This is a genomic window from Gottfriedia sp. ABJ_BB2_2, from assembly GCF_055484705.1.
Map to the genome: position 1 here is coordinate 293,715 of NZ_JBVFKR010000002.1, position 17,588 is coordinate 311,302.

Here is a 17,588-nt window from a genome sequence, read left to right on the forward strand (position 1 = left end):
CCTTTTTTTTCTGCCTTTTTAAGCCATTTGAACTAACGAATCATTCATAACATTTCTAGTTCATCTAACTTGTACAATTTTTGTATAACAAAAAACCTAGTGAAAATTCACTAGGTTCTTTTTTACTTATAAAGTTGTTGATAGTTTTTAAATTCTGCTTCAGAGCAAAGTACGAAATGTCCTGGACGAACTTCACGTAATTGTGGCTCTTCATTTGTATAATCATGTTGAGTTGGATCATAAACGATACGTTTACGATTGCGCTCATAATCAGGATCCGGAAGTGGAATCGCTGATAATAATGATTTTGTATAAGGGTGCATTGGATGATTATATAATTCATCACTATCTGCTAATTCAACGATTTTACCGTGGTACATTACACCGATACGATCACTAATGTACTTAACCATTGATAAGTCATGGGCGATAAACAAATATGTTAATCCTTTTTCTTGTTGTAACTTTCTCATTAAGTTTACAACCTGCGCTTGAATCGAAACATCAAGAGCTGAAATCGGCTCATCGGCAATAATAAAGTCTGGTTGTACAGCTAGTGCTCTAGCGATACCAATACGTTGACGTTGACCACCTGAGAATTCATGTGGGAAACGGTTAGCGTGTTCTTTATTTAAACCAACTGTTTCAAGTAAATCATAAACCATTTTCATGCGCTCTTCTTTGTTACTAGCTAAGCCATGAATATCAATACCTTCAGCAATGATATCTGCGACTTTCATACGTGGATTTAATGAAGCGTATGGGTCTTGGAAAATCATTTGCATACGACGGTTAAACTTCTTTAACTCTTTACGACTTTTCTTACCATGTACATCTTCTCCGTCGAAAATTACTTGGCCGTCTGTCGCATTGTATAAACGAATGATTGCACGTCCAGTCGTAGATTTACCTGAACCAGATTCACCTACTAAACCAAAAGTTTCACCACGATAAATGTCAAATGTAACATCATCAATTGCTTTAACAGTTGTTTTACCTGTATTAAAATATTGTTTTAAATTTTTAACTTCAACTAATTTTTCTGCTTTATTTGACATTTACTTCACCTTCTTTCATTCGTCGGATACGCTTCTGAACAGCCTCAGGTGGTAATACCTTTGGTGCATCTTCATGTAATAACCATGTAGCAGCGTAATGTGTATCAGACACTTTGAACATTGGAGGTTCCATTTCAAAATCAATTTTTAAAGCATTTGGGTTACGTGGTGCAAATGCATCACCTTTAGGTGGATTTAATAGATCTGGTGGTGTACCAGGGATTGCTACTAATTCCTGACCTTGTTCGTTATCTAAATCTGGCATTGAAGCAAGAAGTCCCCAAGTATATGGGTGTTGAGGGTTATAGAACACATCATCAACAGTTCCAAATTCAACTACTCTTCCTGCATACATAACTGCTACTTTATCTGCAACGTTTGCTACTACACCTAAATCATGTGTAATGAAGATAATTGCAGATTCAGTTTTTCTTTGAATATCTTTCATAAGCTCTAAGATTTGAGCTTGAATTGTAACGTCAAGAGCTGTTGTAGGCTCATCGGCAATTAATAACTTTGGATTACAAGCTAATGCCATCGCAATAACAACACGTTGTCTCATACCACCAGAGAATTGGTGAGGATATTGTTTGAAACGCTCTTCAGCTTTCGGAATACCAACTAGATTGATTAATTCTAAAGCAATTTTTTTCGCTTCAGTTTTACTCATCTTTTGGTGCTTAAGAAGACCTTCCATAATTTGATATCCAATTGTCAACGTTGGATTTAAAGATGTCATTGGATCTTGGAAAATCATTGAAATTTCTTTTCCACGAATATTTTGCATTTCTTTTTCACTAAGTTTAGCTAAGTCTTTTCCATCAAATAAAATTTCACCTGATTTAATTTTACCTGGTGGGTTCGGAATTAACCCCATTAAAGCTTTAGATGTAACTGATTTACCTGAACCAGATTCACCTACGATTGCTAATGTCTCACCTTTTTTAAGATCAAATGAAACTCCGCGTACTGCTTGGACTTCACCAGCATGAGTATAAAAGGAGACACATAGATCTTTTACTTCTAATAATTTACTCATAGTTCATTCTCCTTCCAATCTTTATTTACTCATTTTAGGATCTAAAGCGTCGCGTAATCCATCTGCAATTAAGTTGAAACTTAAAATTAGTAAACTGATTACAATCGCCGGAATAATCATCATATGAGGGAAAGTTTGTAAAGACTTAAAGCCGTCACTAACTAATGAACCTAATGATGCTTTCGGTGGAGCAATACCTAGACCGATAAAGCTTAGGAATGCTTCAGCAAAGATCGCACTTGGAATTGTGAACATCATCATTACGATAATTGGACCCATAATGTTAGGAATTAAATGTTTTCCAATTAAGCTTGCATTTGTTGCACCTAATGTTCTAGATGCTAATACGAATTCTTGATTTTTTAACTTTAACATTTGACCACGTACAATACGCGACATACTTACCCAACCTGTTATTACCATCGCTAAAGCGATTGAAAGGATACCAGGGTTTTTGAAAATTAAGATAAACAAGATAACTACGATTAAATATGGAATACCCATTAGGATTTCTGCAAAACGTTGCATAATCGTATCGACTCTACCACCGTAAAATCCAGAAATACCACCGAAAGTTACACCAATTAACATATCAATAGTAGCTGCTAATAAACCGATTAAGATTGAAACTCGAGCACCAGCCCATGTTCTAGTAAAGATATCACGACCAAGATCATCTGTACCAAACCAGAAGTTCTCAGTAACCTTTTTCTTCTCATATTGGTCAACACCATATTGGTCAACGCCATCAAATGGTAAGAATTTAACATTTTCTAATACACCAATTTTTGGTGGTAATTTAGCTCTTTTTAAATCTTGATCATCATATTTGTGACCACTCATCATTGGCCCGAATAATACGAAAATTAGTAAGATACCTAAAATCGTAAATCCTAACATTGCACCTTTGTTTTTAAGGAAACGTCTTCTAGCATCCTTCCAAAATGAATCTGAAGGTCTAGAAATTTTTTCAGCATTCGTTAAATCCAATTCGGCAGGTTGGAATAAATCTGATGGTATTTTTTTTGCAGTGTTGTTACTCATTATTTATTACCTCCCGCTAAACGAATTCGTGGATCAATAACACCGTATAAAATATCTACTAAGAAAATAACTAATAATAATAAAGCACTATAGAAGATGGTAGTACCCATGATAACTGTGTAGTCATTTGTAACAATTGAGTTAACAAATTGAGAACCTAGTCCAGGTACAGCATACATATTTTCGATAACTAATGTACCAGTCATTAAGTTTACAGCCATTGGCCCTAAAATTGTTACAACTGGAATCAATGCATTACGTAATGCGTGTTTGATGATAACTCCTACTTGTGAAATACCTTTAGCTTTCGCTGTTACGATATATTCAGAGTTCATTACCTCGATTAACTCAGTTCTAGAGAAACGAGCAACGTTTGCTGTTACGAATACTGACAATGCAATTGTCGGCAAGATCGTATGAGCAAAGCTTTCCCAATATGCTACTGGGAAGATTGGGAATTTTACAGCTAAATATAATTGTAGAATTGCACCAAAAACGAATGATGGAATCGAAATTCCTATTACTGCTAAAACAGTTGCACTATAATCATAGATTGTATTGTTTTTAAGTGCGGCAACAATACCAAAAATTAACCCCATAAATGTACCTAATAATAAAGCTTGTGCTCCTAATTGAGCAGATGGACCAATACGGCCAACAATCATATCAGTTACTGGACGATTGTCGTATTTATATGAAACTCCTAAATCACCTTTTGCTAGATTCTTCATATAGTTCGCATATTGAACTGGTACAGGCTTATCTAACCCATACTTATGAAAAATGATTTGCTTTTGCTCAGGTGTAAGTTTCTCCGCATTTCGTAAAGGAGAACCTGGTAATAACTTCATCAAGAAAAATGTAACAGTACAAATTAAAAATAGTGTGACAAACATGTAAATAAATCTTTGTAGCACGTAACGTCCCACAACAGCACCCCCTTGTAAATTTTAAAAAGTTTTGTTTTTTTTGACAATTCTTTCTATAAAAGGAGAGTATGCGGACTTACCCTATACTCTCCAGCACTACTTCTTTCATTTAAAACATTACGACCACTTAATATGTGTAACTCCACCAACCAAACTGGTGCTTTAAATTTTACAGTACTTTTATCCCAATATTGATTTTTTTAGTCAACATAAAACTTACATCGTGTTTCCATTTGCTAATGAAAATGACCCATTGTAAGTTCCTTTATTGGCTTCTAATTCAAATTTTCTACCTTGTTCCTCGATAAACTTTTCATTTTACGGGTAAAAAGTTGGGAAAGTAACAAGATTTAAGAGATAAGGTACTGGACTTTCTAACTGTATTTATATCGATTTGTCATCAATTGCTTTAACACCTAGCTGATTTATAGGTACTTTTTTTATTAATAGCTTCAGCATTTTTAAAATCACACATAATGTAAGCGTATTCTGAACCGTGTTCTGGGTCAATAGATTTTTTCAAAGAATATTCAAAATCTTTTACAGACACTAAATCACCATTAGACCTTTTGGCATGATCACAAATATGAAAAGTAAGGTTTCACCTTCTTACTTACCTCATATTGCTCGTCCACTCCATCTATTGGTTGATCATTTTTATCTAATCTATATAATCCTTCCATTACATTTGTCATTACCTCAAATGAAATTGCATTTGTTCAATTTTTACTCTTATGGTTCATGCTGTAAACCTCCTAGATGCTATTCCATGTTGGTTTATATTGTAAGCAATTAATATACAATTCTGACATTTTGTAGTAGAATTTTCGATAAGTATCGATTATTTTCTACAAATTTTATTATACATTTTTAATTGATTTTTACAACAATTTTGACAAACAAAATTTAATAATTTGTTAAAATTAGCTGAATTCTCATAAAAATGTTAACTATTTATTATTTTATTGTAAAGTTAATTTGTAATGGCTTACAATATTATTATAATATAACATTATACACCGTACAATATTTTTTTCTATTTGAAGGAGGAGCATGAACAAACATGTCCAAACACTATATTTTATCCCTATTTTCATCGATTATCTTAGCGATAATCCTAACTTTTATCCAAGGAACAGCTGATTTTTTCCTTCATTTGACAAACACCATTTTCTATATTGGACTAATATTATTTGTCGTAGGTGGATTTCTACTAATCGTACAAAGCGGTTTTTTCAACATAACCAGATACGGAATTAGAAAAGTATTTGGCTTAAGAGAAGAAAAAATTGCCAAAATGACTGGTGACGAAACATTAACAGTAAAGAAAGAGATGTTATATAAACGTTATTCATTTTCTTCTACGAAACCTTTATTAATGGCATCAATTACATTAATCATTTTGTCATTTGCATTTACTTTCATTATTATTTCTTAATCATGTATCAACATCTTGAAAATTGAGTATAATTAAGATATTATCAATAGAAAGAATAGTATAGCTATGACGAAGAGTAGTACACAGAATTTACATGTATAGAGAGCTTGTGGATGGTGCAAACAAGCCATGTAATCTGATGGAATGGACTTCTGAGCTTCGAACCGAACAGTTACAAAAGTAGGCTTCGACGTAACTCTAACGATAAAAGAGAGCATGTTTTCATGCGTGAGTGATTCCCTGATTTGGAATAACTAGAGTGGTACCGCGGTATAATCGTCTCTATTTTAATAGAGAGATTATGCCGCTTTTTTATTTTATGGCTTTGTTAGTGTTCATGATTGATATTTTTTAATAGGCAAATAGGAGGCATATTTACATGCAAACAATTTTTAGTGGTATTCAACCTACATCAAGTGGTGGTATTACATTAGGTAATTATCTAGGAGCAGTAAAACAATTTATTGAATTACAAAATGACTATAACTGTTATTTCTGTATTGTTGATCAACATGCTATAACTGTCCCTCAAGACAGATTAGCTCTTCGAAAAAACATACAAAGTTTAGCAGCTATTTACGTTGCAGCTGGTTTAGACCCTGAAAAGTCTATAATCTTTATTCAATCTGAAGTACCTGCCCATGCGCAGGCTGGATGGATGATGCAATGTATTTCCTACATTGGAGAATTAGAACGCATGACACAATTTAAAGACAAATCATCTGGTAAAGAAGGTGTGTCAGCAGCTCTATTAACATACCCACCTTTAATGGCAGCAGATATTCTATTATACGGAACACACTTAGTTCCTGTAGGTGATGATCAAAAACAACATTTAGAGCTAACAAGAGACCTTGCTGAGCGATTTAATAAGAAATATAACGATATCTTTACAATTCCTGAAGTTAGAATTAGTAAAGATGCAGCAAGAATTATGAGTCTTGCTGATCCAACTAAAAAAATGAGTAAATCTGATGAAAATCAAAAAGCAACAATCTTTGTATTAGATGAACCTAAGTTAATCGAAAAGAAAATAAAAAGTGCTGTGACAGATTCAGAGGGCATCGTGAAGTATGATAAAGAAAATAAACCAGGTATTTCAAATTTATTAAGCATTTACTCAGCATTTACTGGTGAATCAATTTCAGAATTAGAAAATAAATATGCTGGAAAAAATTATGGTGAATTTAAACAAGACGTTGCAGACGTAGTTGTAGCAGGTTTAACACCATTACAAGAGCGCTATAAAGAAATTATTAATTCAACTGAATTAGATGAAATATTAGATAACGGGGCTTCAAAAGCTAATCTAGTTGCAAGTAAAATGATTAAAAAAATGGAAAATGCTATGGGCCTAGGTAGAAAAAGAAAATAGTACAAATAAAAAAGCTGCTATATTAGCAGCTTTTTTAATTTACTTTTTGTTCATGTTCCATTTCCCATAGTTTTTCAAAAAATGGCTGACCTTTTACAATTCGGCCACAAAGTTGTTCATGACGTTCAGACCATCCGCTTTTAATCTCTTCGTACAATTGAGTCCAAATATCTTCAAATGTAGAATCTTGTATATGTTGATACGAAGTTGGATTCCATTCAGTATACCAATACCTGATTTCGGAAGGATTTTTAGACGAATGAAGCTGGTCTAAAGCCATAAATAATAATTGCTTTAATTGTCTTTCTTTTCGAGTTAACCCGCTCATAATCACTGGCGAAGGAGAAAGTATGTGATGCTCTTTTTGCTCCTCATTTAAGAAGCTTTGAAGATTATAACTATTCCCTTCTACCTCTGCAGTCATATCATATACCATTTGTTCCTGCCTTGGAATTAGGCGACTTTTTCTGATTGGAATATTGTATCCAATTGTATCAACAGCAATAATTCCATTACCATCAGTTACAACAAAGCAATAATCTAACTGGATGCGTTCATGATTTTTTCTTACATAAGACTTTTGAAATACTTCTGTTAATAGACCGGATGGAAGCTCTAATAAATCATTTTCAATATACTGAAATAACTCTGGAGTAACTTTAATGATTGGAACTTGGTCTAATAATTCAACACTGTCATCTTTTCTCCATTCGAAAAAGTGACAGACATTGTAACCATTTTCTTCACCTTCAAACCAATTAACCCATACATCATGTAAATACAACATTTACTACCCCTCACTTCACAACTGTATGTAACTTTCAGTATGGTCAGTGATTCACTAAATTATTCCAATTATCCACTGAATTACAAAAAGTGTTCTTAAAACAGGATGTTTAGTCTTCTATTTTCTAAAAATTGAATCGATACTTTCACAAGATTATAGAACTGAATCATCTACTTATCTATATTTAAAAATGACAAATAATATGAAATCGCTTGCAGTTAAAATGCAACATAATTTAGTGCATTGTCTTTTATTTTCTCACTTGAAGTTCGGATTAATTTTTCACAAGACCATTCCGTTTGCTCTAAACAACTTTTAACAATATCATAGCCGACACCGTAACCCAATAATTTTGGAATTCCATTTCCACCATACAAATATTTAGAAAATTGTTCATCATGATTCGTAATCTTTAGTTTATCTTTTAAATATTTTTCATAATACATTTCGCATTGTGAAGAAGAATACAATGTAGTCCATGGAGCCTGTACTTCTTCTCCGTATTTCTCTAAGACTGCAGTTTCAGCTAGTCCCTCTAATATCATTGCATCTAATAGCGTGACTTTATTATTTTTATGAAGTTTCTTCAACCTAACGATATGATGATACTCATGTAATAATACTGCTTTGTGTTGCAAAATTCCTTCTAATGGAGATAAAAATAAACAAATACAATTTTTATAGGCAATTCCGCCTCTATGGTAACTCACCTTTTGAAAGATCCCTCTAGTTGAATGACAAGGCAAAATAATAATCGGTATATCAGGTCCATTCAATTCATTTCTTAATACATTAAATTCACTACTTAAACGCTTGAAGATGTTTTGTTCAATGAATTGCTTCATATCTTCCTTACTGTCTTTTGTAAGCCTCGCAAGCCCATGCGTTTGAAGATATTCATACAAGCTCTTTTCATCGTGTCTAGGAAAATATGGCAGTAGCTTTTTCATCATTGCCGTCGGATTATCAAAACTATCGATCCATTTATATGTCGCAATTATCCCAAGTCAATCACCTCAATTTACTATAAATTATGATGAGACCTTGGACTCCGTTACTTGTATCAATAAAAAAGCCTAGGAATAATCCTAGGCTTTCAAAAATGATATTAAGCTTCTTTGTTAAATTCTTTAAATGCTAGCGTAACATTATGACCACCAAATCCTAATGAATTTGATATAGCCGCCTTAACATTAAATGGTCTAGCTACATTTGGTACATAATCTAAATCACATTCGCTATCAGTTTCTTGATGGTTAATTGTCGGAGCAATCACTTTATTGTGGATTGTTAAAGCTGTAATAATCGCTTCAATCCCACCTGCAGCACCTAACATATGACCTGTCATTGATTTAGTAGAACTAATTGGTACATTGTATGCATGTTCACCAAATACTTCTTTGATTGCCATTGTTTCAAATTTATCATTTAATTCTGTACTAGTTCCGTGTGCGTTGATATAGTGAATGTCTTCAATTGATAAACCACCATCTTCAATTGCCATTCTCATTGCACGTGCTCCACCTTCTCCACCTGGAGCTGGGGCTGTAATGTGATGTGCATCTCCTGTTGTACCGTATCCAACGATTTCTGCATAAATCTTAGCACCACGTGCTAAAGCATGTTCAAGCTCTTCTAGGAATACAATACCAGCACCCTCACCGATGATAAATCCATCACGCGCATTGTCAAATGGTCTACATGCAGTTTCTGGATCAGGATTTAATGATAATGCTCTAGCAGCACAGAATCCAGCTAGACCCATGTCAGTAATTGGCGCTTCTGCACCACCCGTAATCATTGCTACCGCGTCACCACGTTGAATAATTTTAAAAGCATCACCAATCGAACTTGCACCAGAAGCACAAGCAGTTACTGTGCAACCATTTGGACCTTTTGCACCTGTCATAATTGAAACCTGACCTGAAGCCATATCAGGAATCAGCATTGGAATAAAGAACGGACTTACTCTTCTTGCACCTTTTGTTTGAAAAGTGTTAAATTGCTCTTCATAAGTCTCCATTCCACCAATACCAGAACCAATCCAAACACCTACTTTTGGTCCGTTTTCTTCAGTAATCGTGAAATTTGCATCTTCTAAAGCCATTTTTGATGCAGCTATTGCATAATGAGTAAAACGATCCATACGTTTTACTTCTTTTTTATCAATATATTTTTCTGGGTCAAAATCTTTTACTTCTCCAGCAATTTTTACTGGGAAGTTCTCAGGATCTTTACGTGTTAGTACTCCAATCCCGCTTTTCCCGTTCATCAGACTTTCCCACATAGTATCAATATCATTTCCGATAGGCGTCACCGCACCTAAACCTGTAATTACGACTCTTTTTTTCATGTGAATTTACTCCCTTCTAACATGATCTTATTATCTTCCAAAACGAAGTGTAATCGCGCCCCAAGTTAAACCTCCACCAAATCCTACAAGTACTAGGACATCATCTTCTTTAACATTTCCTTTTTTATATTCTTCAACTAAAGCAATCGGAATAGAAGAAGAAGATGTATTACCGTGACGGTCAATGATCACACTCATCTTTTCTTTAGGAAGTTGTAATCTTTCTCTTGCAGCATCCATAATTCGCGTATTTGCTTGATGTGGAATTAAGAAATCTACCTCTTCTTTTGTTAAACCAGCTAATTTTAAAACATTTTCGCATGAATCGCCCATTTGACGCACAGCGAATTTAAATACTTCACGGCCATTCATAATAAGATGGTCTCCACCTTTATATAAGTGCTTTCCACCAGTACCATCTGCACCTAATTCGTAAGAAAGAATCCCTCTTCCTTCACTAACAGGTCCAATGATTGCAGCTCCAGCTCCATCACCAAATAATACAGCAGTATTACGGTCTTCCCAATTAACAATTTTCGTTAATTTTTCTGCACCAATTACTAGTATTCTTTTATAAGTCCCAGTATTCACGAATTGTGTTGCTGTAACTACTCCATAAATAAAACCTGCACAAGCAGCACTAATATCCATTGCTGCTGCATTCTTTGCTCCAAGTCTTTCTTGGATTACACAAGCTACAGATGGAAATGACATATCTGGCGTAACAGTAGCAACTAAAATTAAATCTAGCTCCTCAGCTAAAACATTCGCATCTTTTAAAGCCTCAACTGCTGCTTCATATGCTAAATGAGAAGTATCCTGTTCATCACTTGCTATTCTGCGTTCTTTTATTCCAGTACGACTTACAATCCATTCATCTGATGTATCCATCATTTGTTCTAAATCACTATTTGATAAGATTTTTTCGGGTACGTATGAGCCAATCCCTAAAATTCCAGCGTTCATTAATATCCCCGCCTAACTTTCATATATTTTATAACTTATTATTATTATCTGGTACTAATTTTATGAAATTAAAAGCTTTTTGTCTACATTTTTATCTTTTTATATGTAAATCACTCATAAAAAAAATTGGAAACAAAGGAGACTACGCCATTAAAACGTATCCGAAATCAAAAAGAACAAAATAAGAATTGAAGTGGAAGTACTTATAGATCAATCCATAAAAGAAGGCCACTAATTTTTTAACATTAGTGGCCTTTTAAAATATTTTTGTTTAAACTTCGAGAAGCAGTTACAATTATTATCTTATATAAAAAAGTTTTAAAGATAAAAGCTGGTTACGACGGAAGAAAGGGAGCAACCTGTAGTTGAAATCAACTATCGTACTCTAAAACGCAAAGAATTAATAAAGATGAAAATATTGTTGAATTTGTTGCTTTTGTTTTTTTACACCATTCTCTATTGAAGTTGTTTGAATAATGACAAATGGAGTTGAATCGATTGAATTTTTCATTCTAGAAACCTTTAATTCATTCAACAGCTGGGTAATCCCTGTAAAATCACTTTTTTCTGGTAAATACACACTTTGTTTCGCTGTTATTGTGTACTTTTGTTCTTTTAATTCCTTTTCGGCTATTAATCTGATTGCTTTTCCGACGTCTTCAACATATAAGATTTCGTTTGGTCCATATACGTTATGAAAGGTTGTTCTCTTCTTCCCTAATTCAGAGACTATTAATTCATGAATCAATCCAGAAGAAGGTTCCCACGGACCATACAATGCCGGTATTTCAATAAAGGTTACTTTCGTATCTGCTTCATTATTTAACTCATCTACTTTTTTTTCAATTGAAGAAAGCTCTTTTGTTGTTGATGTCAGAAAAATGAGTTCCTTACTTTTTGCACTAATCATTTTATATATTGATTCAAAATGTTTCAAATCTACTGATCCGTTTAACCTTAATTCATCGAAATAATGACAAACAAAAATATTATCGTATTTTTCATCTTCTGTTGTAAACTGCTCTTCATCAACAAAGATTACCTTAGCATTTCTTCCGATAGAAAAAATCTTTTCTTCACTTATTACATCACTTTCATTACCTTTTTCCGTGACAACCGCAGTAACATCGTTAAATTCCATTAACTGACAAACTAATTCATATCCAATAAATCCACTAGCACCAATCACCGCGCATTTTTTCACTCAAGCCCTCCTCCTTCAAGATGATTTTAAAATCATTCTCTCTATTATTTATAAAACTGTTTGATATTTTTTTAAGAATTTCACTAAGTTTTTTCCACATTCATATTTTTTTTCTTCTAAAGAAATTAAAATAGAAATCGGTAAATTATTTCTATTTCTTTCTTCTTCTAACAGGCGAATATCTCTTTTCCACTTAAAGTGATTTCTTGTAGTCGAATAAATTTTAATCGGGGAAATCGTTTCATAAAAATAACAAGTTCGACCAATCGCATAATAAATATCCGTCGTTTTATAAGCTTTTAATATTTCATGAACTGTCCTCTTATAAAAAAGTTTATTTTCTCTTTCAAGATCTAATTCATTTTTTAAATTTAAAGAAGGATTTAATAAACAAATACTTCTGACTTTTTCTTTTAAATGTGCTAATAATTTACAAACAACTAATGCACCTGTACCTTCTCCAATAATATGAATTGATGGATTCAATATTTCTTTTCTCATCACCGAATGATATAAAACTTCTGCTAATTCAACTGCATCATCGCTACCCCAATTTTTACCATATAAATTCGAAGTGAATACTGTATACCCCTCTTCTGTTAAAGCAGAAAGAAGCTTTCTCTTATCAAAATGTTGTAGTAAACAACTTTGTTCCTCATCTACATAATGAGTATTTCCTCCAATATATAGAACCCCAAATCCATTTGGTTTGATCGGTAAGTGAATTACCGCATATTGATTTTCTTGTTTGAAATACCTTTCTGTTACTGGCATTCTTATCACCTTATTGTCAAATTTAGTATTTTGGGAATAATAAAATAGTCAAGTGACGTTTCAAAGTTAAATTTTTTTAATAAAAACTTCAATTATCAAATTTCTAGGTATATAATATGATAAGAACCAACTAGATAGGAGTGATATAGGTGCGCGTAATTATGGCATTTATCTGGTGCTTTATTTTATCTCATATGGGAGCTTATGTTTTAAGTTCAATGACTGGTGGAGAATACAATTTCACTAGTGCTTCATTAATGGCAGTTGCCTTTACTGTAGTTATTGCAATTTTAAGCGAAGCAGTAATTCCAAATGAACCTGTAGCAAAACACCACTAAAATCTATATTTAACATATGTAAGAGAACCCAAAAACGTTCGACAGTATACATATGAAAGAATATCGATTAAAACGAAATTTAAAATACATCCTAAATAGTTTGTAATTTAATTTTTGTAAACGCATAAAAAAAGCGCCTCGAATTTTTCGAATAGCGCTTTTTTTCTTTTTATTTTTGTTTTTTTATGTTGTGGGTGAGCGAGTCGCCTCCACTTTTCTTGTCTCTAGTTCCGGCTCCTAGCTCCTCGAGGTCATAAGTCAAAGCCCATTGAAGATTAAAAAGCAACCTTCATTGTTCTTTGTTTTATGCTTGTCGGAGCTGAACAGTCGTCTCCACTTTTCTTGTGTCTAGTTCCAGCGTCTTGCCCCTCGAGGTCATAAGCCAAAGATCAACGAAGGTTAAAAAGCAACCTTCATCGTTCTTCGTCTTATGCTTGTCGGGGCAGAACGAGCCGCTTCCACTTTTCGTTATGGCTTACGTTTGTATGTCCATTTTCTATTGTGATTTTGGGTTTCAGGGAAAACTTCTCCTGCTTGTAGTCTGATTTGTTTTGGTCGAGTTACGTTGCTTCCTGTCTCGCCAATTTCAATATAAACGCCATTATTAGGGGCTTTTTCTCCCGGGCGAAATTGATGTGGTTGTCCCATTCTAATCTCCTCCTTCCATATTGATTATTATTGTCCCTCTAAAATAAAAGATTTTTCTTTTAAAAAGATGGTAGTATTAGTAATTATTGGATGTTTATCCAAATATATATTTTCATTCACATAGTCCACAATAAAAGAAAAAAGGAGATAACGATGAAATCGAAACATTTAATTGCACTAGACTTAGACGGTACATTACTTACTGATGAAAAAATCATTTCTGAAAGAACATTAAAAGCAATTGAACAATTAAAAATTGCTGGCCATGAAATTGTTATTTCCACTGGTAGACCTTATCGAGCGAGCAAAATGTATTATGATCAACTAAAGCTTACTACACCTATTGTTAATTTTAATGGAGCTTATGTTCACCATCCATTAGATAACTCTTGGGGAGTATATCATGAGTCATTACCACTTGAAGTTGCGAAGGAAGTAATTAGCTCATGTCGTGAATATGCATTAAAAAATCTTTATGCTGAAGTTTTAGATGATGTATATGCTGATATGCATGAGGAACACATTATGCCAATGTTTGAATATGTAAAAGATGAAATCATTCACGGTGATTTACTTTCAAATCTACAACACCCACCTACCTGCTTATTAATTGATAGTGATGAAGCCCATGTTTCAAGTATTCGTGAACATTTATCGGACGTACATGCAGAAGTAATTGATCACAGACGATGGGCGGCACCACATCATATAATTGAGGTAGTAAAAGCTGGAATGAATAAGGCAGTTGGCTTACAAAAAGTTGCATCTTATTATAATATTCCTCGGAAAAATATTATTGCTTTCGGGGATGAGGATAATGACTTAGAAATGATTGAATATGCTGGACATGGTGTGGCGATGAAAAATGCAATTGAACCGCTAAAAAAACTTGCAAAGCATACAACTCATTCTAATCAAGAAGACGGTATTGCTATCTTCTTGGAAGATTTCTTTCAATTAAAACGTAATTAATCATTATTATTGCAGGATAAAACAGTCATATGGAAAAAATGACATACAAGAGAATATGTTCCAGTTATAACAACTTCAAAATTGTACAATCTAAAAAGGACTTCTTCAATAGAGTAACTTCCACTTTTTGATGTTAGATCAATTCTATTTGGATTTTACTATGAAGATTTCAACTAAGCTTTCCTATCAGGGAGGGAATTCATCATGGGCAAAAGTAATAAGTCTAAGCGCTTTATTCAACAAAGTTCTGATTCTGTTACGAAATACTCTGAAAAGTTCCCTTATCATTTTACTTTAGCTGAGGCTGAAGAGCGAAAAGCTAATAGTCAAAGCTACAACTATAATGCTTAAGCCAAATCAAGCATAAAAAGAAACAACCATAGGTATTTACCTATGGTTGTTTTTTTACATATTATTCAAATTGTTGAAGTGCAACATTGATTGAATTTGTTACTTGGTCATCTTTATTTTTTTCATAAATAATAAGAGTTACAACTCCATTATTCGGTAAACTTTCCTTTGGAATATCTAGGCTGAAATCTAATAAATTAACAGAACCACTTTTTATCTTAATTGGTAGACTTGTTTCATCAATTAAGTTATTATGACCATCTTCTACTGAGTAGAAAATTTCATCTTGCTCAGATAAGTATGTTCCTTTAATTTCGTAATGACCATTTTCTCCGCTAATAACTACCTTTGATCCATTTTCATTGATCGTAGTTAACTTATGATAAGAAAGAGGTTGAGTTAATTGTGTGATTTCGCCATTCAACTTTTTGTCATTTACAGCAGTTGCTACAAAATCAGCTGAAACTTCATAGTTTCCATATGGAATACTTTTATCTGCGAAATTTACTTGCTCTTCCCAAACTTTAGCACTTGCATTTGGAACTTCGATATTCGTTATTACCTGTGCAAAAGACATATCTTTTGAAGATTGATAAACTACTTCACCTTTATCATTTTTAATTGTAAACTCAACTGTTTGTGCTGAAGGGAACGTAAAGTTTGCCGGAATATCATCTGAATTTCTCAGCGAATACTTCATTGTTACTAGCCCATTAGCTTCCGTCACTTCTAATTTAGTCGAAAGTTTCTTCAAATCAATTTCATTATTTTGTTCAATTGTTTGTTTAGTACTTGGTGTTGGCTTTATCTCTTTTTCACTATTTGCTCCACAACCTGAAAGTAGAAGTGAACAAGCAAACAAGAGAACATATCTCTTTTTCAAAATAATCTCCACCTTTTTTATATCCTAGACCTAAATTATACCAAAAAACTGAAAAATAGGTTTAAAAATAAATAAAAAGGTAGGGAAGTCCTACCTTTGGTCAGTTTAAGATTAAGTTAATGTTGAAAAAGCTGCACTTTGCCGACTTTGTAATTGCTTGTCGGAGCTGAACAGTCGCCTCCACTTTTCAATTCACATTTTTCTAAATTCACCTAGTACGTCTACAGTCTGTACTACGTTTGTGAATGCTTTTGGGTCTACTTTTTTGATAATTCGTTCTAGGTCGTATAGCTCGTATCTTGATAGAACGATCATTAAAACGTCTTTGTCTTGGTTTGTGAAGGCACCACGTGCATCCATTTTTGTGATACCGCGGACTAGTTTAGAGTGAATTTGTTTGCTTAGTTCTTCACCTTTTGTTGTGATAATCATGGCAGTTAGCTTAACATGGCTAGTATGAACGCTATCGATTACACGAGTTGTTACATATAAGTTAATTAATGTATAGAGAGCTTTCTCCATCCCAAATAGTTGGCCAGCTGTAATGACAATAATCGCATTAAACAGTAAGAAATATGTTCCAACTGGTTTTCCTTTTGATTTAGATAACACTAAGGCAATAATATCTAACCCACCTGTAGATCCACCAAATTTTAAAGTCATCCCAATACCAACAGCAGCAATCAGTCCACCAAATACAGCATTGAGTAAAATATCATCAGAAAATATTGGATCAACCGGTAATACTTCTAAGAAAAATGTCATGATTCCAACACTTAGAAAACTAAAGTAAGTGAAAGAACGCCCGACTTTTTTCCAAGCTAAAATAATAACTGGAATATTTAAAATTGCTAATAAAATCCCTGTTGTTGCAGTAAACGGTGTAAAGCCTGTAATAATATTTGCAAATAACTGTGCTAAACCCGCAAATCCACTTGAATAAATATTGGCTGGGATTAAAAAACAGTTCATGGCAAATGCATTTAAGAATGCCCCAATTATCACAACTACTAGCTTAATGATAAGCTCTTTATTTCTTTCCAACTCTCAACAAACCTCCCCAAATTAAAAACTACATTTTATCTATATAAAGTAGTAATAAAAGAACGAATACATATTTCCAAAAATAAAGGCAAAAATATAATTATATTCAATAAAAAAGGAGCTTAACTATGCCTCATACTAGTGATAATGATAAAAAAGCTAAAGATAATAATGCAGTTCAAGAAAAGAAAAATGAACTAGAAAGAAAAAATGCAAAAGCTGGTAAAAAATCATTTTCAAAAAGCGTCGATCATCTTTAAACTACCTTCATAAATCACATGTTTTTTTGTTAGATTTATTAGCTTAATTTAGCAATATTGTAAGCCAATAGTTTAAGTATATTTATTTCCTTATGAAAGACAACAAAAATTTTTGTTCCATTAAA

The 17,588-nt window shown here is 33.2% G+C and carries 19 protein-coding genes and 1 other annotated feature; of the genes, 6 read left to right on the forward strand and 13 right to left on the reverse strand.

The window, feature by feature from the left end; all coding sequences use genetic code 11:
• Positions 1-122: 122 nt before the first annotated feature.
• The 4 genes from ACX6U0_RS06370 to opp3b are packed head-to-tail and all read right to left on the reverse strand — an operon-like array spanning position 123 to position 4,070.
• The gene (locus ACX6U0_RS06370) at positions 123-1,058 is read right to left on the reverse strand and encodes an ABC transporter ATP-binding protein (protein ID WP_464959130.1); all 936 of its coding nucleotides are present in this window, start codon (positions 1,056-1,058) and stop codon (positions 123-125) included.
• A complete protein-coding gene (locus tag ACX6U0_RS06375) occupies positions 1,048-2,097 on the reverse strand; it encodes an ABC transporter ATP-binding protein (protein WP_464959131.1) in 1,050 nt (349 codons plus the stop codon). Before ACX6U0_RS06375 ends, ACX6U0_RS06370 begins: the two co-directional genes overlap by 11 nt.
• A 21-nt stretch (positions 2,098-2,118) precedes the next feature.
• Positions 2,119-3,141 (reverse strand): oligopeptide ABC transporter permease, encoded by a 1,023-nt coding sequence (gene opp3C / locus ACX6U0_RS06380; protein WP_464959132.1) that lies wholly within the window; start codon positions 3,139-3,141, stop codon positions 2,119-2,121.
• The gene (gene opp3b, locus ACX6U0_RS06385; protein WP_464959133.1) at positions 3,141-4,070 is read right to left on the reverse strand and encodes an oligopeptide ABC transporter permease; all 930 of its coding nucleotides are present in this window, start codon (positions 4,068-4,070) and stop codon (positions 3,141-3,143) included. The genes opp3C and opp3b overlap by 1 nt, the downstream gene beginning before the upstream one ends.
• A gap of 1,063 nt (positions 4,071-5,133) precedes the next feature.
• On the opposite strand from opp3b, the gene ACX6U0_RS06390 reads away from it, so the two are divergent.
• Together ACX6U0_RS06390 and trpS are read left to right on the forward strand one after the other, a co-directional pair.
• Positions 5,134-5,508, forward strand: a complete 375-nt coding sequence (locus ACX6U0_RS06390; protein WP_464959134.1) for a DUF3899 domain-containing protein — start codon at positions 5,134-5,136, stop codon at positions 5,506-5,508.
• 57 nt (positions 5,509-5,565) lie between these two features.
• Positions 5,566-5,795, forward strand: a binding site (T-box leader).
• 92 nt (positions 5,796-5,887) lie between these two features.
• Positions 5,888-6,883, forward strand: a complete 996-nt coding sequence (gene trpS, locus ACX6U0_RS06395) for a tryptophan--tRNA ligase (protein ID WP_464959135.1) — start codon at positions 5,888-5,890, stop codon at positions 6,881-6,883.
• Positions 6,884-6,917: 34 nt separating this feature from the next.
• On the opposite strand, the gene ACX6U0_RS06400 is transcribed toward trpS, so the two are convergent.
• The 6 genes from ACX6U0_RS06400 to ACX6U0_RS06425 form a co-directional block, all read right to left on the reverse strand.
• Complete coding sequence (locus ACX6U0_RS06400; RefSeq protein ID WP_464959136.1) at positions 6,918-7,670, reverse strand: DUF3603 family protein; 753 nt, start codon at positions 7,668-7,670, stop codon at positions 6,918-6,920.
• Positions 7,671-7,888: 218 nt separating this feature from the next.
• Complete coding sequence (locus ACX6U0_RS06405; RefSeq protein ID WP_464959137.1) at positions 7,889-8,620, reverse strand: DUF2268 domain-containing putative Zn-dependent protease; 732 nt, start codon at positions 8,618-8,620, stop codon at positions 7,889-7,891.
• Between the two features lie 158 nt (positions 8,621-8,778).
• Positions 8,779-10,023 carry a beta-ketoacyl-ACP synthase II gene (gene fabF / locus ACX6U0_RS06410; protein ID WP_464959138.1) on the reverse strand — a complete coding sequence of 415 codons (1,245 nt, stop codon included), beginning with the start codon at positions 10,021-10,023 and terminating at the stop codon, positions 8,779-8,781.
• 30 nt (positions 10,024-10,053) lie between these two features.
• Complete coding sequence (locus ACX6U0_RS06415; RefSeq protein WP_464959139.1) at positions 10,054-10,989, reverse strand: beta-ketoacyl-ACP synthase III; 936 nt, start codon at positions 10,987-10,989, stop codon at positions 10,054-10,056.
• Positions 10,990-11,389: 400 nt separating this feature from the next.
• Positions 11,390-12,193 (reverse strand): hypothetical protein, encoded by an 804-nt coding sequence (locus tag ACX6U0_RS06420; protein WP_464959140.1) that lies wholly within the window; start codon positions 12,191-12,193, stop codon positions 11,390-11,392.
• 48 nt (positions 12,194-12,241) lie between these two features.
• Complete coding sequence (locus ACX6U0_RS06425) at positions 12,242-12,967, reverse strand: alpha/beta hydrolase (protein WP_464959141.1); 726 nt, start codon at positions 12,965-12,967, stop codon at positions 12,242-12,244.
• Between the two features lie 149 nt (positions 12,968-13,116).
• On the opposite strand from ACX6U0_RS06425, the gene ACX6U0_RS06430 reads away from it, so the two are divergent.
• On the forward strand, positions 13,117-13,305 hold the full coding sequence (locus ACX6U0_RS06430; protein WP_464959142.1) for a YjzD family protein: 189 nt from the start codon (positions 13,117-13,119) through the stop codon (positions 13,303-13,305).
• Between the two features lie 468 nt (positions 13,306-13,773).
• Here ACX6U0_RS06430 and ACX6U0_RS06435 read toward each other — a convergent pair whose 3' ends face one another.
• The gene (locus ACX6U0_RS06435) at positions 13,774-13,953 is read right to left on the reverse strand and encodes a YjzC family protein (RefSeq protein WP_192601120.1); all 180 of its coding nucleotides are present in this window, start codon (positions 13,951-13,953) and stop codon (positions 13,774-13,776) included.
• A gap of 153 nt (positions 13,954-14,106) precedes the next feature.
• On the opposite strand from ACX6U0_RS06435, the gene ACX6U0_RS06440 reads away from it, so the two are divergent.
• Together ACX6U0_RS06440 and ACX6U0_RS06445 are read left to right on the forward strand one after the other, a co-directional pair.
• Entirely contained in the window at positions 14,107-14,925 is an 819-nt protein-coding gene (locus ACX6U0_RS06440; RefSeq protein WP_464959143.1) for a Cof-type HAD-IIB family hydrolase, read from the forward strand.
• 204 nt (positions 14,926-15,129) lie between these two features.
• Positions 15,130-15,276, forward strand: coding sequence for a hypothetical protein (locus tag ACX6U0_RS06445; RefSeq protein ID WP_167374466.1), 147 nt, complete (start codon positions 15,130-15,132; stop codon positions 15,274-15,276).
• Between the two features lie 61 nt (positions 15,277-15,337).
• Here the strand turns inward: ACX6U0_RS06445 and ACX6U0_RS06450 are convergent, their stop codons facing one another.
• Both ACX6U0_RS06450 and ACX6U0_RS06455 read right to left on the reverse strand, forming a co-directional pair.
• The gene (locus ACX6U0_RS06450; protein ID WP_464959144.1) at positions 15,338-16,159 is read right to left on the reverse strand and encodes a BsuPI-related putative proteinase inhibitor; all 822 of its coding nucleotides are present in this window, start codon (positions 16,157-16,159) and stop codon (positions 15,338-15,340) included.
• A gap of 192 nt (positions 16,160-16,351) precedes the next feature.
• The gene (locus tag ACX6U0_RS06455) at positions 16,352-17,203 is read right to left on the reverse strand and encodes a YitT family protein (RefSeq protein ID WP_464959145.1); all 852 of its coding nucleotides are present in this window, start codon (positions 17,201-17,203) and stop codon (positions 16,352-16,354) included.
• Between the two features lie 128 nt (positions 17,204-17,331).
• Between ACX6U0_RS06455 and ACX6U0_RS06460 the strand changes: the two genes are divergently transcribed.
• A complete protein-coding gene (locus ACX6U0_RS06460) occupies positions 17,332-17,463 on the forward strand; it encodes a DUF3941 domain-containing protein (RefSeq protein WP_335426396.1) in 132 nt (43 codons plus the stop codon).
• The last annotated feature ends 125 nt before the right edge of the window (positions 17,464-17,588 follow it).

Coding starts and splice junctions, on each gene's coding strand:
- ACX6U0_RS06440 (WP_464959143.1), top strand. CDS start 14,107: ATGAAATCGAAACATTTAATTGCACTAGACTTAGACGGTACATTACTT.
- trpS (WP_464959135.1), top strand. CDS start 5,888: ATGCAAACAATTTTTAGTGGTATTCAACCTACATCAAGTGGTGGTATT.
- ACX6U0_RS06435 (WP_192601120.1), bottom strand. CDS start 13,953: ATGGGACAACCACATCAATTTCGCCCGGGAGAAAAAGCCCCTAATAAT.
- ACX6U0_RS06400 (WP_464959136.1), bottom strand. CDS start 7,670: ATGTTGTATTTACATGATGTATGGGTTAATTGGTTTGAAGGTGAAGAA.
- ACX6U0_RS06370 (WP_464959130.1), bottom strand. CDS start 1,058: ATGTCAAATAAAGCAGAAAAATTAGTTGAAGTTAAAAATTTAAAACAA.
- ACX6U0_RS06390 (WP_464959134.1), top strand. CDS start 5,134: ATGTCCAAACACTATATTTTATCCCTATTTTCATCGATTATCTTAGCG.
- ACX6U0_RS06425 (WP_464959141.1), bottom strand. CDS start 12,967: ATGCCAGTAACAGAAAGGTATTTCAAACAAGAAAATCAATATGCGGTA.
- opp3C (WP_464959132.1), bottom strand. CDS start 3,141: ATGAGTAACAACACTGCAAAAAAAATACCATCAGATTTATTCCAACCT.
- ACX6U0_RS06405 (WP_464959137.1), bottom strand. CDS start 8,620: ATGAAAAAGCTACTGCCATATTTTCCTAGACACGATGAAAAGAGCTTG.
- ACX6U0_RS06415 (WP_464959139.1), bottom strand. CDS start 10,989: ATGAACGCTGGAATTTTAGGGATTGGCTCATACGTACCCGAAAAAATC.
- ACX6U0_RS06445 (WP_167374466.1), top strand. CDS start 15,130: ATGGGCAAAAGTAATAAGTCTAAGCGCTTTATTCAACAAAGTTCTGAT.
- fabF (WP_464959138.1), bottom strand. CDS start 10,023: ATGAAAAAAAGAGTCGTAATTACAGGTTTAGGTGCGGTGACGCCTATC.
- ACX6U0_RS06460 (WP_335426396.1), top strand. CDS start 17,332: ATGCCTCATACTAGTGATAATGATAAAAAAGCTAAAGATAATAATGCA.
- ACX6U0_RS06375 (WP_464959131.1), bottom strand. CDS start 2,097: ATGAGTAAATTATTAGAAGTAAAAGATCTATGTGTCTCCTTTTATACT.